This is a genomic window from Paraburkholderia sp. RCC_158 (genome assembly GCF_041355255.1).
GTDB lineage: Bacteria > Pseudomonadota > Gammaproteobacteria > Burkholderiales > Burkholderiaceae > Paraburkholderia > Paraburkholderia graminis.
Genome location: NZ_JBFUPM010000020.1, coordinates 107,291 through 121,055, shown reverse-complemented (window position 1 = coordinate 121,055; position 13,765 = coordinate 107,291). Strand labels below are relative to the sequence as shown.

The window sequence follows — 13,765 nt, the reverse complement described above, 5'->3', positions numbered from 1 at the left end:
AGCAGAACTGGGCACGCCACTGGTCCAGATGATGGGCAAACAAGCCCCGTTCACGGCACCACGCGCTCAGTGCCTCGCCGCTCAGTCCATGGCACTGCTGCAATGCCAGCAGGCGCTCTTCCAAAGACCAATCTTCCGGACGCCGTGCATCGACTGGCCCCGGGTTGCGGTTTGCGGCTTTAGACACGCGGATCCACTTCCTCAAGGTTAATACGTTCATGTTCAGTTCCGAGGCAACCGCTCCTACGGACCGGTTGCCTCGTTGCAGGGCCTTTGCCAGCGCCTGCTCCCTGAATTCGACAGAATACGTCTGTTTGGCATTCAACCTGCACCTCTGAGTTCTTCAAATTAAGAAAATTCAGAGGCGACATCTAGTGTGACGCAGGGGGAAGAGTCGGACGTGCTGAAGTAGGACGTCCGGAGCCGGTCGGTGACACGCGTGGGCACGATGGCCTGGAAGCACTCCCGCTTGGGCCGCCCGAGCAGCCGGCGATTGTAGCTGCGCTTCTGATCGCCCTCTTGTCGTCCACAACGCGCAGGCAGTCACCCGGTGGTGAGGAAGGGCGAACTCGGCCCCTCCCCGTTAAGCGCTGCTCGTCGCCATGCAGTGCGGTGATGCAAAACGCGCCGAACACTTTCTCAGTTGTCGGTGAGCATCGTCTGCCGGCCGGCATGGCGGCGGTCCATCCGCCAGTTACTGCCACGCCCGGACGCTGCCCGATCATCGAAACCGTCGGCGACGAACAATCTCTGCCAAGCCTTCTGGCGCCCCTGAACCCCGGGCAATCCGTCGCGGCAGCCCTGCTCCGCCGCCGTCCATCTTGCGCCCGTTGTTGAAGATCGCTAATTCTGCCAGCGTGGCATACACGAATACGATGCCGGTCAGCACCGCCCGATCGGGTGTCGGTTTGCGGCCCGCAAACTGGCGATTGCGTGGTGCTCGCGCAGGTAGCAGTGGCTCGATCAGCGACCACAATCTGTTGAAGTTCGCAAATTCCACTAATGATGTCCGTTGGGGTGTTGATTTGCACGGAATCCGCCCCCCGTGGGTCAGGATTCCGTGCAAATCAACAACGTATAAGCCCAAAGACGCGTACTACGTCGTTGTCCCCCCTGGTCGGTCAATGGCGCCGATGGTGGCGACCCTGATTGAGTGGCTTCGAGCAGAGAAACCAATCATCTAGGCGAAGGGTTTGCCAAAAAAAGTGCCGGGGAAACCCGGCACTAAACCTTCCTTGGAGAAGATTCGATTCAATCCAAGCGGCTCGTCATTCTTAGCTTCTGTGTGTCGAGAGTGGCACTCAATCCCAAGCAAGGCGCAGTGCATCGATGAATGCTATTCGCGTCTCAAACCAAGTTGCTCACAACCACTCGGTCTCGAAACCACACGACGTCAGCGGCACGCAGCCGCGGTCCGTCAGAACCACCTGTTGCTCGAGTTTTACCCCTTGAGTTCCCCCTTCTGCACCGATGTAACTCTCGACGCAAAGTGTCATACCAGATTCAAACCGCCCGTCGTACCCACCGCTCTTCCAATCTACGTGGTGCGCGATATTCGGGTACTCATCAACCATGCCGATGCCATGAGCCACGCAGCTATATCGGTTTTGAACGTAGATTTCCGGAATCTTCCAGGCCTTTTCGGAAAACTCGTGGAAGGTCATGCCTGGACGAAGCAAATCCATATTGAAATGAATCTGTGAATAAGCTGTTTCATAGAGACGACGTTGGTCATCAGACGGACGCGTGTGACCTACGGTCCATGTCCTTGAGATATCAGAACAGTAACCATTCGGGCCCACCATGTCCGTATCGAAAGCTAGCAGCTCTCCACGCTGCAGGACACGCGGTGAGCACTCGTGCATCCACGGATTGGTCCGGTCACCCGATGCTAGCAATCGAGTCTCAATCCACTCTCCGCCGTGACGAATATTCTCGTAGTGCAGATGCGCCCACAGGTCCTGTTCAGTCATTCCCGGACGAAGCTCACGATGCATGCGCGCGATTCCGCTTTCGCAAGCACGGATTGACTCGGTCATAAGGAGCAGCTCGCCTGGCGACTTGATTGCACGCGCCATTTCCATCATGGCTTGCCCGTCCAGAAGAGTCACTCCGCTTTGTACCAGGAAAGCAGTACCCATTGGGTCGAGCCTGTCCACTGCCAATCGCGCTTCGTTTGGCGCGCGCGCCTGCAAGACGTCCATGATTTCTTCACCCCAGAGCTCCGCACGCTTTTCGGCGTTGCCGCCAGCACTGAAGAATGACCAACCCACTGCGCTGCGCAACTCCAGGTCCAAACTCAAGCCGCCCCACACATGTCTACAACTGTGAAACTCCCATCCGATTACACGGCCGTCAGCGAATACCATTACGTATCGAGAGGGGTTTCGCCCCGTCCAGATTTGCATATTCGATGTGTTCGTTGCATAGCGAATGTTAACTGGGTCGTACAACAGGATAGCCGGACAGTTGTTCTTCTTCAGTTCCGCTTGCACGCGTGACAGTCGATAGGCGCGCACATCTAAAAGTGTTTGCTCCGTCCATATGCAAGGGACGACATCAGTCGTATCAATCACATCACTGCCACGCATGAACTCCCTCCAGAGGAAAAGTTCGTTCGAGTTCTAATAATGCACAGGAAGCCTTATTGTGGTGGAACGTGCCAGAGATACGTGTTACCGCGTGACGAGCCTAGGAGGCGGTTTCAGAGTTCAAGGACCAGGTCCGATGTGGGTCGGCTGCAGCAAAGCAGACGGAAACCCTTCTGAACTTCACGTTCACGAATGCCGCCGTTGTGTTTCATGTCAACCGAACCTTCAAGGACCTTCGTCTTGCAGGTGCCGCACATACCCTGGCTGCATGACGATGGGATTGAGACACCGTTCTTTCTGGCCGCGACCAGCACGGTCTCTGACGCGTTCATCGTGAAGGACTTGGTAGAACGCGAAAGCTTGACGATAAAAGTCTCCTGTGCCGCTTCGCTCCTGGCCTCGGCAGGTTCTGGAACAACGCCGGCGGAGATGTCGAAACTCTCCTGGTGATATCGAGCCGGGTCGTGACCGCCTTCACGCAGCAGTTCTCTGACTGCGCTCATGTAGGGGGCCGGGCCGCAGGTGAACACCTCGCGTTCTGCATAATCCGGAAGCCATTTAGAGAGCAACTCGAGGCTTAGACGCCCGGTGGCGCCCGCCCAATCTGGCTCTTCACCGGCACCTTCGCAGACGAAGAAAAGGCGCAGACGCGGCGACAGCTTCGCGAGGCGTTCCAATTCCTCACGGAAGACGATGTCGGCGGGCGTCCTTGCACTGTGCACAAACGCGACATCCCGGTCGAGCCCCAGGTCGATGCCCGCTCGTGTCATCGACATCAAGGGCGTCACGCCTGAGCCCGCCGACAGGTAAAGCGACTTCACTGCTGGCGCGGCCGTTGGCGTGAACGTGCCCGAGGGGCCGTACGCCGCAAGCTGGCTTCCCGGCCGCATGTTTTCGTGCAGCCAGTTCGACATCGTTCCGCCGGGAACCCGTTTGACGGTGATGGAGAGCAGATAGGGCCGCGTCGGAGCCGAGGATATCGTGTAGCAGCGCTCGACCGATTGCCCTTGCACATTCGCCGATACGGTCATGAACTGGCCAGGCTCGAAACGCACGGGCACTCCGTCGCTCGTGCGAAACTCAAAGCTTTTGACGTCGTGCGTCTCGTCGACAACACGACAACACGTCAGCGTCTGCTTGACGCTACTCGGCCAGAGCCTGCCACCACTCTCCCACGTGTCGGCGTTAGACAGCCTGTCGGTGGTCTCGGGTACAGGGTCAAAAATCCTTTCAACAGAGTTCATGACTGTGGTTCCGCTTAGATGCCGTGCGCGCTCAATCGCGCTGCGTACCAGCGCGAGAACTGGTCAACGTAGGTTTCCGTGAACGGCGAGAACATGCCCGGTGAGTACGCGGGGTCCTGCGTGCCCTCGTGCGTGATTTCTACAAGGTGCTTGTCCTGGTTGTTTGTGGCAACCCACACCTCTGTCAAATCTGAAATGTTGTAGTCAACGCCTTCAACTGCATCGGCATGAACAAGCCACTTTGACCGCACCAGCGTCTTATCGGGAGCGAGAGGAATAATGTAGCTAATCACCGCATGGTCGCTCATGACGTGTGTCCATGAGTTGTGCGTCCACAAGTGCGTATCACCCAGGTCGCGCCGCTGAAGATTTCCGAATAGCCTCGTGCTGGCGACCTTGGTACTGATGGTCTGCGATTCACCGTTACCGGCGATGACAAGCTGCTGCGTTCTAAACTGGGTGACCGCATCTTCGTCCAACCACTCGACATTGGCGCTCACAAATCCGTCTTGCTCCCAGCTTGCCTGACATGCTGCGTTGCGCACCTTGTAATCTTCCAGCGCGCGAAGCGATTCTTCGCTGAGATTCTCAGAACAGAAGCCGAAGTCTTCTGGCAGAAACGATGCCGTCAGTTCCGGATGAGTGGCTTGGCAGTGGTAGCACTCGCGATTGTTTTCCATCACCAGCTTCCAGTTGCCGTTTTCGATGATTTCCTGCTCGAAGGCAATCTTCGTGTTCTTCAGGTCGTACGGCGCAAAACGCGGAGCCATCGTTTCTTCCAGCTTTGCGATGTCCTCCGGCGGGTTCTCACCGAGGCATACGAAAATGTGCGTTCCGACAATCCTCGTATGCACTGGAATCAGGCTACGGCAGGTCGGGTCGAAGTCCTTCCCCATGTGGGTTGCGTGGCGCAGGCTTCCGTCGAGGTCGTACGTCCACTGATGATAAGGACATACCAGCATGCCGACCGTCGACTTCCCAGCCTCTTTCAGACGTGCGCCACGATGGCGACAGACGTTCCGGTAGGTCCGAATGTTCTCGTCGTCGTCGCGCACGATGATGATTGACGCCTTGCCGATATCAACGGTCGAAACATCACCCGGTTCTGGCACATCGGCCGTGACCCCGACGAGAATCCAGTGCTTGTGAAAAAAGACATCGACATCAGTTTCGAAAACGTCCTGGCGACCAAAGAGCTCGCCGGGCATGCCATGACCGGGCTGACGGCTGCGGATTAACTCACCATGGGTCTTGAATTGCACTTCAGACATCGTCCTCTCCAATGTTCAGGTATGTCGGGACTTCGATTTCCCGCTATGACCTGAGTATTGGATTGACGAAAAAAGAGCGTCAATGCGCTTTATTTTCTGGCTGGCATTACTTTAAATTATGCGTGAGCGAGACCGCTTCCGGCGGGCCTCCGCAGGCTTCGCAGGTGTTTCAAGCCTCAATAGAATCCTGCCGAAGCCAGTCGATAAGACCGTTAATCACAGGAGTAATCGTGCGTCCGTGCGGCACAACGATGTAATACGAATCGCTCACCTTTAACGAGGTCACGGGCAGTCTGACGAGTTCGCCAGCCTCGATGAGGTCGTGGACCAATCTTCCCCAACCAAGCGCGATGCCCTGGCCGAAGCGCGCAGCCTCGATTGCGTCCGTATACAGGCTGCAGCGCAGGGCGAAGTTCAATCGCACCGGCCTGAGGTCCAAAGCGTGAAACCACTCTTCCCATCCCATCCAGCCTTCCGACGTGGAATCCGACTCGATGAGCGCCGCGTTAGCGATATCCTGCAGCGATTCTGGGGTGCCTCGCAACGCCACCCACTTCGGCGAGCAGACAGGAAAGACCTCCTCGTCAAAAAGCAGGGTTGCGGTGCCATCTCCCCATCGTCCGTTTCCGAATCGCACGGCGATATCAATCTCCTTCGGGCGGAGGTCTGCGGTGAACATCTGCGTGGAGAGACGAAGCTGCAGGTTCGGTTGGGCATCCCTGAGGGAAGCCAGCCGAGGCAGCAGGCGAAAATGTGAAAATGCAGACGTTGCTGCAAGCACCAGTTCCTGCTGGACTGGGCCGCTGGCTAACCGGTCGAACACGCCGGCAATTTTCTGCATCGACTCGGCCACGACGAGATACAGGGCTTCACCATCCTCAGTGAGTTCGATTGAACGATGCAGGCGGTTGAAAAGCCGGGTCCCGAGCGTTTCCTCAAGAAATTTCACCTGCCGGCTTACCGCGGCCTGGGTTACTCCAAGCTCATCGGCTGCCAGAGTGAAGCTCGCGTGCCGGGCGACCGCCTCGAACTCGACGAGAGCTGTCACCGAAGGGATGAGCCGCCGGTATCCCTTGTTGCGTGCAGTTGCCGGCTTCACTTTGCTCCTCCAGTCAAAACAGTTCAGCGCTGAGCTTAAGCACCCGGACCTTGTGATTGAGAAACTATCTTCGACCCGGTGTGAGCAACGACCAGCACCGTGCAGCCTTCTTCCGAGGAGGTTCTATGCCTCGAGCCAGCTGGGTAGCACACCGTCTGTCCCGGAAGGAAATCAGTACCGTCGTCATCGGTGAACACACCATCCAGAATCAGAATCAGAATCAGTTCGGTCGAGTCGTGCTGGTGCTCTAACGACCGCGCCCCTGGTTGCAGACGCATCCAGTAGCTGCCCCATGCCCCATTCTCATCATCGGCAACTGGAATCGAGAAGAATCCGGGAAGCACCGTTTCCCCAATTTTCATCGGCCGCCAGTCGCGCTCATCAATTGAATACCAACGACGACCGTCTTTCACCTTCAATCCAAAGAGAATCATTTCATCGCACATACGCGTGGTCACCATTTTCAGCCGTCTCGGCTGTCTGAGCAAAAAGGTAAGCCCTGTTTATCAATCGGCGCTCGCTGCTTTCGCAGCCGCAGCGCTGACGCGAACTACGTAACTGCATGCTCGCTATGTATCAATGCTTGTTGGCCCTGTGGTCGCGCCACGCGATATGCGTTTGGCGATTCGCCAAACTCCTTCTTGAACTCACGGCCAAGATGAGAGGAGTCGGAGAATCCGCAGGAAGAAGCAATATCAGCGACCGAGCGGTCGGAGCTCGTCAGCAGCCATGACGCCGTCCGTATCCTGATCTGTCGCCCGTACGCCAGCGGTGATTTCCCCGTCTCTGCAGTAAAAAGGCGCTCAAGCTGCCGGACAGACATCTCAAGACGCCTGGCTAGCTCGACCAGGCTAAGTGGGCTCCCAATGTGCTGTTCCATCAACAGGATTGCCCGCCTAACCTTTGGATGTGCCGCGGGTTCAAGTCCGGCCGGATGCGGCTGCGGGGCATTCCCTTTCTGGGCGTCATCCACAAGCATGATACGCAGCGCTTTATGTACGACCGTCGCCTCGACATGTCGCAACAGGATAGCGGCTGCCACATCGATTGAAGCCCGTCCGCCTGAACAGGTAATGCGGCGCCGGTCGATGACGAATAGCCGGTCCGCAACGAGATTGCGTTCGTCGACACCAGGGAAGCGCTCGACGAAATCCCAGTAGTGGAACCAGCTTACGCACATCCGATATCCATCCATCACTTCAGCCCGCATCAAGGCAAATACGCCCGTGCAAATCCCGACCAATGTGGCAGGCGTTCCCGCCGCGTCATGAATGAACTCGAGCGTCGCTTTACTTGCGGACGGCCCCGAATGCAGCAAGCCCCCGACGACCACAACGTCATCGAAGGACCGGGCTTCGCCAAAAGTTGTCCATGGCGTGACCTGGATTCCACAGCTTGCTCTGACAGGAACGAGAGACTCTCCGACGATAGTCCATGAACAGCGAACAGGTCTGCTCATGTCGCCTTCGTCGCTTGCCAACCTGAGAAGGTCGACAAAACCGGAAAACGCCGTCAATGTGAAGTTGGGCAATAGCACGATTCCAAAGCGGATCTGCCGGGACGTTCCGGCGTTGGAATGGTTATGGTCGGGAAACATGGAGCCGCCTGGGTTAACGCTTTACCATTCGACCAGAACTGTCGTCGTTCGACGGACCTGCTCGCCCTTTCAACACTGACTCCAGCGGGGGTTACTTGATAGTTTCCGATTCGGCGCCTTTCCATTCGCGCATCATCGCGCCGACCTCCTCGCCAAGCCATTCGCGGAATCGTGGATACTCGGTTCGAAGCTTTGCCTTCTTGTGCGTTATCAGATAGTGGTGGCGGTCGTGGAATTCGAGCGCATCCTGCACCGGTCGGACCAGGCGGCCTTGTTCGACCTGGCGATGCACAAGATGATGCCAGCCGAGCAGGGTGCCCTCACCGGCTTCGGCCTGCGACACGAGAAGTCGATAGTCGTTGCTCTCCAGGCGTTCGTTCTCGAACAGTCTGTCTGAGCCATCGCTCTGCTGAAACCAGTTTCGCCACACGCGCCAGTCAACATGCTCGCAAACCTGGGCGCGCCCCAGCAGGGAAAGATTCAGCGTGGCATGCGATAGCAGGTCCAGCGGCTTCAATGACCGGCCGCGGAAATGACGCTCGTAAAACGATTGACTGCAGACGGGATACACAACGTCGTGGAAGAGCGGCTCAATTTCATACTCCGCCTCGCGCGGTGGATTCTTGCTGATGATGACGTCAGGTTCCATGAGCTCATCGAGTTCCATGAAATGCTCCGTCACCATCACGTGCAATCGAATATCGGGGAACCGTTTGCGGAACGACGGCAGCCTGAACGACAGCCACAGCGCCGAGAAAGTATGCGAGACGCAAATGGTCAGCGCATGTTTGTCGGTACGACGCACCGCCTGGGCCGCTTCAGCGATGTTCATGATTGACAGATAGGACGCGTTGTACAGAATACGCCCGGCATCGGTAAGCGCGATATGTCTACCCGTCCGTTCAAACAGGGGAACCTCCAGCGAGTCTTCCAGCTCCTTGATTTGTCGGCTGATTGCCGCCTGGGTGACACATAGCACCTCCGCTGCCTGTGTGAAACTTTCGTATCGTGCAGCCGTGACGAAGCATTTCAGCGCCCGTAACGACGGCATCTGGGCGAGAAGTCGGTCCGCAACCAACTGTTTCTTTTGCATGGCTTCACCTGTGAAACGGACGCACCCGATGGCCCGAGGACAACCCGTCACGCTATGCACTGCCCCGTGACAGTGCGACGACCGCGCGCCTGAGCTGATGTGCTCCTGCGCAAAAATAGTTTGCGAGTCTTGGACGTAACTGGCAAGCGGAGGCAACCCGACGCCGGAGGCTCGCCAAGACCCAAAACAGGCTGTATCCGGGTGATACCCGTTCCTAAATATTACCCTTCGTGTGCACTTGCGGGTGCCGGGAATGGGCGTCCCTGGATTCGGCTCAGCACACCATCAAGCGCCTCTCTGTACAGCACGTATGCGCCTCGGCGAGAGAGTTCGGCATGCACCTGCTCGTTGATACCGCCCGGTGTCATGCATTGCATAGCCATTGCTGAAAACGGTTGTTCAGTCTGGGCGGCGTCATTGGCAAGCCCAACACAGTAGCCGGAGAGAAAGGCTCGCGCCGAAGGGTATTCAAGACCTTGCTGCACAAGCCAGGCCGCCTGGGCCTCGAGAACGGCGTAGAAACTCGCCATCGTCGCCGTCACAGCAGACAGCGCGTCAAACTTGCGTTCGTCGTCCACCTCCACGGCTTCGCCTAGTACCGAAAAGATGGCTTTCGCAACCTCATCGGCGGGACAGATTGCAGTGCTGCCCTTGCCCTCAGCGACCGCTGGTAACGGAACTGCGCGCGCGACCCTGTCCGCCGGCAGGACGAGCCGCCTCACTTCATCAAGCGAGACACCAGCGATGAAACTGATGACGTGGTGACGAGAATCAAACGCGAGTTCGCTCAGGACGTTCACAGCAATTTGCGGAACGACCGCAAGGCACACGATGTCCGACGTCTCCAATACTTCCTGGTTGCTTGCACAGACGCGCACCCGTTCATCAAGCGCGGCAAGTTCGGCAGCGGTATTCGGATTACGAGGCGATAGCGATACCCGCTCGAATGGAACGCCAAACTTGAGCATGCCCGTCACAACCGCTTGCGTGATAGTCCCTGTTCCGATGAATCCAAGTCGCATGAAGCCTCGCGTGAGTTTCAAGTGCCGCGGCGTCGAAGGCTGCCACACCCGAACAGTCAGTAATCCAGGTTAGGACACCGATTGCGTCCAATAGTCGAACTGGCCTAGTCGAGCTTCAGCCAGGTGGTCTTCAGCTCACAATATTGGTCATGCGCGTAAACGGATTTGTCACGCCCACCAAAGCCTGATTGCTTGAAGCCGCCGAACGGCGTCGACAGGTCTCCCTCGCCGAAGCAGTTCACTGTTACGGTACCAGCCCGGATTCGCGCAGCAATTTTGTGAGCATGATTGATGTTGTCTGTCCAAAGCGATGCGGCCAGACCGTAGCACGTGTCGTTGGCAATCCGGACCGCCTCATCGACATCGTCGTACTCGATAAAGCAGACGACAGGGCCAAAGACTTCTTCGCGAGCAATGCTCATCTCAGGAGTGACGTTATCGAAGATGGTCGGCTCGACGAACCACCCACCCGTCTCAGTGCGTGTGGCCTTGCCGCCGCACACCAGACGCGCCCCCTCGACCTTCGCTTTCTCGACGTGGGCAAGCACCTTTTCGTAGTGCTTCTCTTCTATCAAGGAACCCAGCTTGACGTCAGGGTCGAGTGGGTCGCCAGTTTTCCATCCTTTCAGAACTGCCCGGACCTTTTCAAGCAACTCGGCTTTAGAACTCGAGGGAACCAGAATACGAGAGCCTGCGCTGCAGTTCTCGCCCATATTCCAGAATGCGGCCGCGACCGCCTGCTCCGCGACAGCATCGAGATTCGCGACATCGGGAAGCACGATTTGTGGGTTCTTGCCGCCGCACTCCAGTACGACCCGCTTCAGATTCGTGTCTGCCGAGTAATGGAGGAATCGCTTTCCCGTTTCCGTCGAGCCGGTGAAGGCAATCAGGTCGACGTCGGTATGCCGGCCCAAGGCTTGACCCGTGGTTTCTCCAAAGCCAGTGACGACACTGAAGACACCGGCAGGCAGCCCGGCTTCCATCGCCAGGTCAGCGATGCGCAATGTCGAGAGCGAGGTCTGCTCGGCAGGTTTCACAATGACGCTGTTGCCAACCGAAAGCGCCGGACCGATTTTCCAGGCAAGCATGAGCGCCGGGAAGTTCCAGGGCAGAACTGCGCCCACGACACCAATTGGTTCACGGGTAATCATGCTCACCACACCCGCACCGGACGGCGACAGGGCGTCGTACCGCTTGTCGGTGACCTCCGCGTGCCAGCGGATACACGCCGCCGACTCAGGAATGTCCAGTCCCATGCACTCGCTGATTGGCTTGCCCGCCTCAAGCGCTTCGAGGAGGGCCAGTTCCTCGGCGTTTTCCTCAATCAGTTGCGCCAGCCGCAAAAGCACGGTTTTACGCTGCGCCGGTGCTGCCTTTGACCACACACCAGACTCGAACGCATCTCTGGCGGCTACGACCGCATGGTCGATGTCTTTCGCATCGCACTTTGCCACATTGGCAAGTACCTTTCCGGTCGAAGGATTGAGGGTCCCGAAGGTCTCGTTCGAGGCAGCAGCACATCGTTGCCCGGCGATCAACGCCCTTCCATCGAGCGACAAGGCTTCTGCTTTCTGCTTCCATTCCTGGTAAGTCGTCATGTCCTGTCTTCCCAAATTTAAAGCTCGGCTCCCGCCGAAAATTCCTTCATCCAGATAGCTGCGGATACTGCGACATCGGTAATCGGACGGACTGGCAGCGAGCGCGGATGCGGCTGATTCAAAAGCTGACGAATGAGCTCGTTGTCGTGGCCGAGCGCATACTCGGCGATGAGCTTGCCTGACGCCGACCCTCTGCTCAGACCGAGCCCATTGCACCCGATGGCTTCAAGGACTCCATCATCTCTACGCCCAAACAACGCTCCGTTGTTAGCAGACAGACACAACGGGCCGCCCCATGTGTATTCGAGTTCGACATCTTTTAGCATCGGAAAGCGTCGGTCGAACGACCGCTGATGCAGACTTTTTGCCTTCGCCAAGTCGGCCTGCGACACCTCGAGATTGGGACGAAATGCGAAGTGATTGCGAACGCAGATGCGGTCCGTAATCAGGCGGCGAACGGTCGTGCCCATCGGGTCGGCCGGAATCAGTGCCCACGACCGCGTGCCGCCGAGCCGTCTAACTTCTTCCGGATTCATCACGCGGGTCATGGATGCAAACGTGTACACGGGCAGCAAGCCATTCGGATGCCCTCCGAACGTCGCCGCGTAGGCGTTCGTACACAGAATCACTCCCTTCGCCACAATCTTGCCGCCGCCAAAGGTCAGGACCTTCGCTTGCCCTCGGTCCTCTATTCCCCTTACCGCGCTAAGCTCGAAAACTTTCACATTCTTCGGCAAGGTCGCAGCAAGACCGCGCATCAGGGCTGCCGGCTGGACCGTGCTACATCCAGGCGTAAAGAGCGCGCCTTGGTAAAAGTTCGTGCCTGTTACGTTCCCGATTGACGCCTCGTCCAGCCACTCGAATGCTTCATCGATACGCGCGAGACCTTCTGCGAAGTGGGCGAGCGCGTTGTGCCCCTTCTTGTTTACCGAAGCGTGAAACTTGCCGTCGTCCCGCCAGTCGCAGTCGATGTTGTACTGCTTCACCGCTGCGCGTACGTAGGCGATGCCGTGTCGTTGAAAGCGGACGTCTGCCTTATCCGCTTCCACACTTCGCGAGTAACTTTCGCTGCTTATGTCGTGTGGCAAATCGACGAAGAATCCGGAATTTCGTCCGGCTGTGGTGCGCCCGATACGCTCCGCCTCGACCAGAGCTATCGAGGCGTCAGGTGCTAGCTCGGCCAGACGCCGGGCAGCACAAAGCCCTGTAATGCCGCCCCCGACAACGACCCAGTCGTACCGACTTTCAGAAGACACCGTATTGGCAGATGAGGGAGGTGGCAGAGTTTCCCACCACCCGTTCACACCGTCAGGAGCGGGAAACCGCACGAATTCCAGTTTCGAGGCCATGCAAAATTACTGCGCGTTGTACAACAGGGGTTGAACGAGCTTGGCAAAGGTGCTGCGCTCTTCGTCAGTGAGCGTGCCGAGCGGCGCGCGGGCAACACCGACAGGCATGCCGGCAAGCTCACAACCGTACCGAACGTATTGAATGAATTTGCCGCCGCGTTCCAGCAGTTCGAGCACCGGCAGCAGTTGCGCCATGAGCTTGCGGCCCGTGTTGAAGTCGCCTCGCTTAACGCACGCGTCAAAGAGCGCTGTGTGTGCTTCCGGCAAGAAGTTGGAAGCGCCCCCGACCCAGCTCCTTGCGCCCCAGACGAAGAATTCGAGCGCCTGGTCGTCCATCCCGCAGCTCAGCAACAGCTTGTCGCGGAAATGCGTGGAAAGGTGATGCAGACGCGAAATGTCGCCGGTGCTTTCCTTCATCGCGACGAAGTTCGGCCGATCGAGCAGCTTTTCCAGAACGCCATCGCTGATTTCCGTGCCCGTGCGTGCCGGGAAGTTGTACAGCATGATGGGCATGTCGAGACTGTCATCCACCTTCTGCAGATGGTTCAGAAGCTCTTCTTGCGTCGGTTGGGCGTAGTACGGAGCGGCAACCAGCAAGGCGGACAATCCGGCGCGCTTTGCTTCCTGACCCAGGCGAATGACTTCCTTAGTCGTCGTGGCATTGATGCCGGCAGTCAGATAGGTCTTGCCACCTGCTGCTTCAGCCACGGTGTTAAACGTCTGCACCCGTTCGTCGAAACTCAACGCGTAATATTCGCCTGTGGTTCCGCCGACTCCAAGACCCGAGACCCGGCCTGCGAGATTTGCGGCATGCTTGCCAAGCAAATCGTGGTCAATTTCGCCGTCTGCCTTGAACGGGGTAACCAGAGGCGTGTGTACTCCATCGAAGCTCATTTCCAGT

General features: G+C 57.7%; 13 protein-coding genes. All 13 read right to left on the bottom strand.

What is annotated here, in order from left to right:
* A partial coding sequence (locus tag AB6809_RS28750) for a transposase (RefSeq protein ID WP_371027711.1) occupies window positions 1-325 on the bottom strand: 325 nt, incomplete at its 3' end.
* A gap of 396 nt (window positions 326-721) precedes the next feature.
* Window positions 722-1,000: a hypothetical protein gene (locus AB6809_RS28745; protein ID WP_371027716.1), complete on the bottom strand. Its 279-nt coding sequence runs from the start codon at window positions 998-1,000 to the stop codon at window positions 722-724.
* Window positions 1,001-1,361: 361 nt separating this feature from the next.
* A complete protein-coding gene (locus AB6809_RS28740; RefSeq protein WP_371027710.1) occupies window positions 1,362-2,591 on the bottom strand; it encodes a M24 family metallopeptidase in 1,230 nt (409 codons plus the stop codon).
* A 113-nt stretch (window positions 2,592-2,704) separates the two neighbouring features.
* The gene (locus tag AB6809_RS28735) at window positions 2,705-3,835 is read right to left on the bottom strand and encodes a 2Fe-2S iron-sulfur cluster-binding protein (protein ID WP_371027709.1); all 1,131 of its coding nucleotides are present in this window, start codon (window positions 3,833-3,835) and stop codon (window positions 2,705-2,707) included.
* 14 nt (window positions 3,836-3,849) lie between these two features.
* Window positions 3,850-5,106 (bottom strand): SRPBCC family protein, encoded by a 1,257-nt coding sequence (locus AB6809_RS28730; RefSeq protein ID WP_371027708.1) that lies wholly within the window; start codon window positions 5,104-5,106, stop codon window positions 3,850-3,852.
* A 169-nt stretch (window positions 5,107-5,275) separates the two neighbouring features.
* On the bottom strand, window positions 5,276-6,205 hold the full coding sequence (locus AB6809_RS28725; protein WP_371027707.1) for a LysR substrate-binding domain-containing protein: 930 nt from the start codon (window positions 6,203-6,205) through the stop codon (window positions 5,276-5,278).
* Window positions 6,206-6,240: 35 nt separating this feature from the next.
* A complete protein-coding gene (locus AB6809_RS28720; RefSeq protein WP_371027706.1) occupies window positions 6,241-6,666 on the bottom strand; it encodes a cupin domain-containing protein in 426 nt (141 codons plus the stop codon).
* A gap of 89 nt (window positions 6,667-6,755) precedes the next feature.
* On the bottom strand, window positions 6,756-7,802 hold the full coding sequence (locus tag AB6809_RS28715; protein WP_371027705.1) for a GlxA family transcriptional regulator: 1,047 nt from the start codon (window positions 7,800-7,802) through the stop codon (window positions 6,756-6,758).
* 91 nt (window positions 7,803-7,893) lie between these two features.
* Window positions 7,894-8,895 carry a LysR substrate-binding domain-containing protein gene (locus AB6809_RS28710; RefSeq protein ID WP_371027704.1) on the bottom strand — a complete coding sequence of 334 codons (1,002 nt, stop codon included), beginning with the start codon at window positions 8,893-8,895 and terminating at the stop codon, window positions 7,894-7,896.
* Window positions 8,896-9,116: 221 nt separating this feature from the next.
* On the bottom strand, window positions 9,117-9,917 hold the full coding sequence (locus tag AB6809_RS28705) for a pyrroline-5-carboxylate reductase (protein WP_371027703.1): 801 nt from the start codon (window positions 9,915-9,917) through the stop codon (window positions 9,117-9,119).
* 104 nt (window positions 9,918-10,021) lie between these two features.
* Window positions 10,022-11,515, bottom strand: coding sequence for an aldehyde dehydrogenase (locus AB6809_RS28700; protein ID WP_371027702.1), 1,494 nt, complete (start codon window positions 11,513-11,515; stop codon window positions 10,022-10,024).
* Window positions 11,516-11,532: 17 nt separating this feature from the next.
* Window positions 11,533-12,864, bottom strand: coding sequence for an NAD(P)/FAD-dependent oxidoreductase (locus AB6809_RS28695; RefSeq protein ID WP_371027701.1), 1,332 nt, complete (start codon window positions 12,862-12,864; stop codon window positions 11,533-11,535).
* A gap of 6 nt (window positions 12,865-12,870) precedes the next feature.
* Window positions 12,871-13,758: a dihydrodipicolinate synthase family protein gene (locus AB6809_RS28690; RefSeq protein WP_371027714.1), complete on the bottom strand. Its 888-nt coding sequence runs from the start codon at window positions 13,756-13,758 to the stop codon at window positions 12,871-12,873.
* Window positions 13,759-13,765 lie beyond the last annotated feature (7 nt).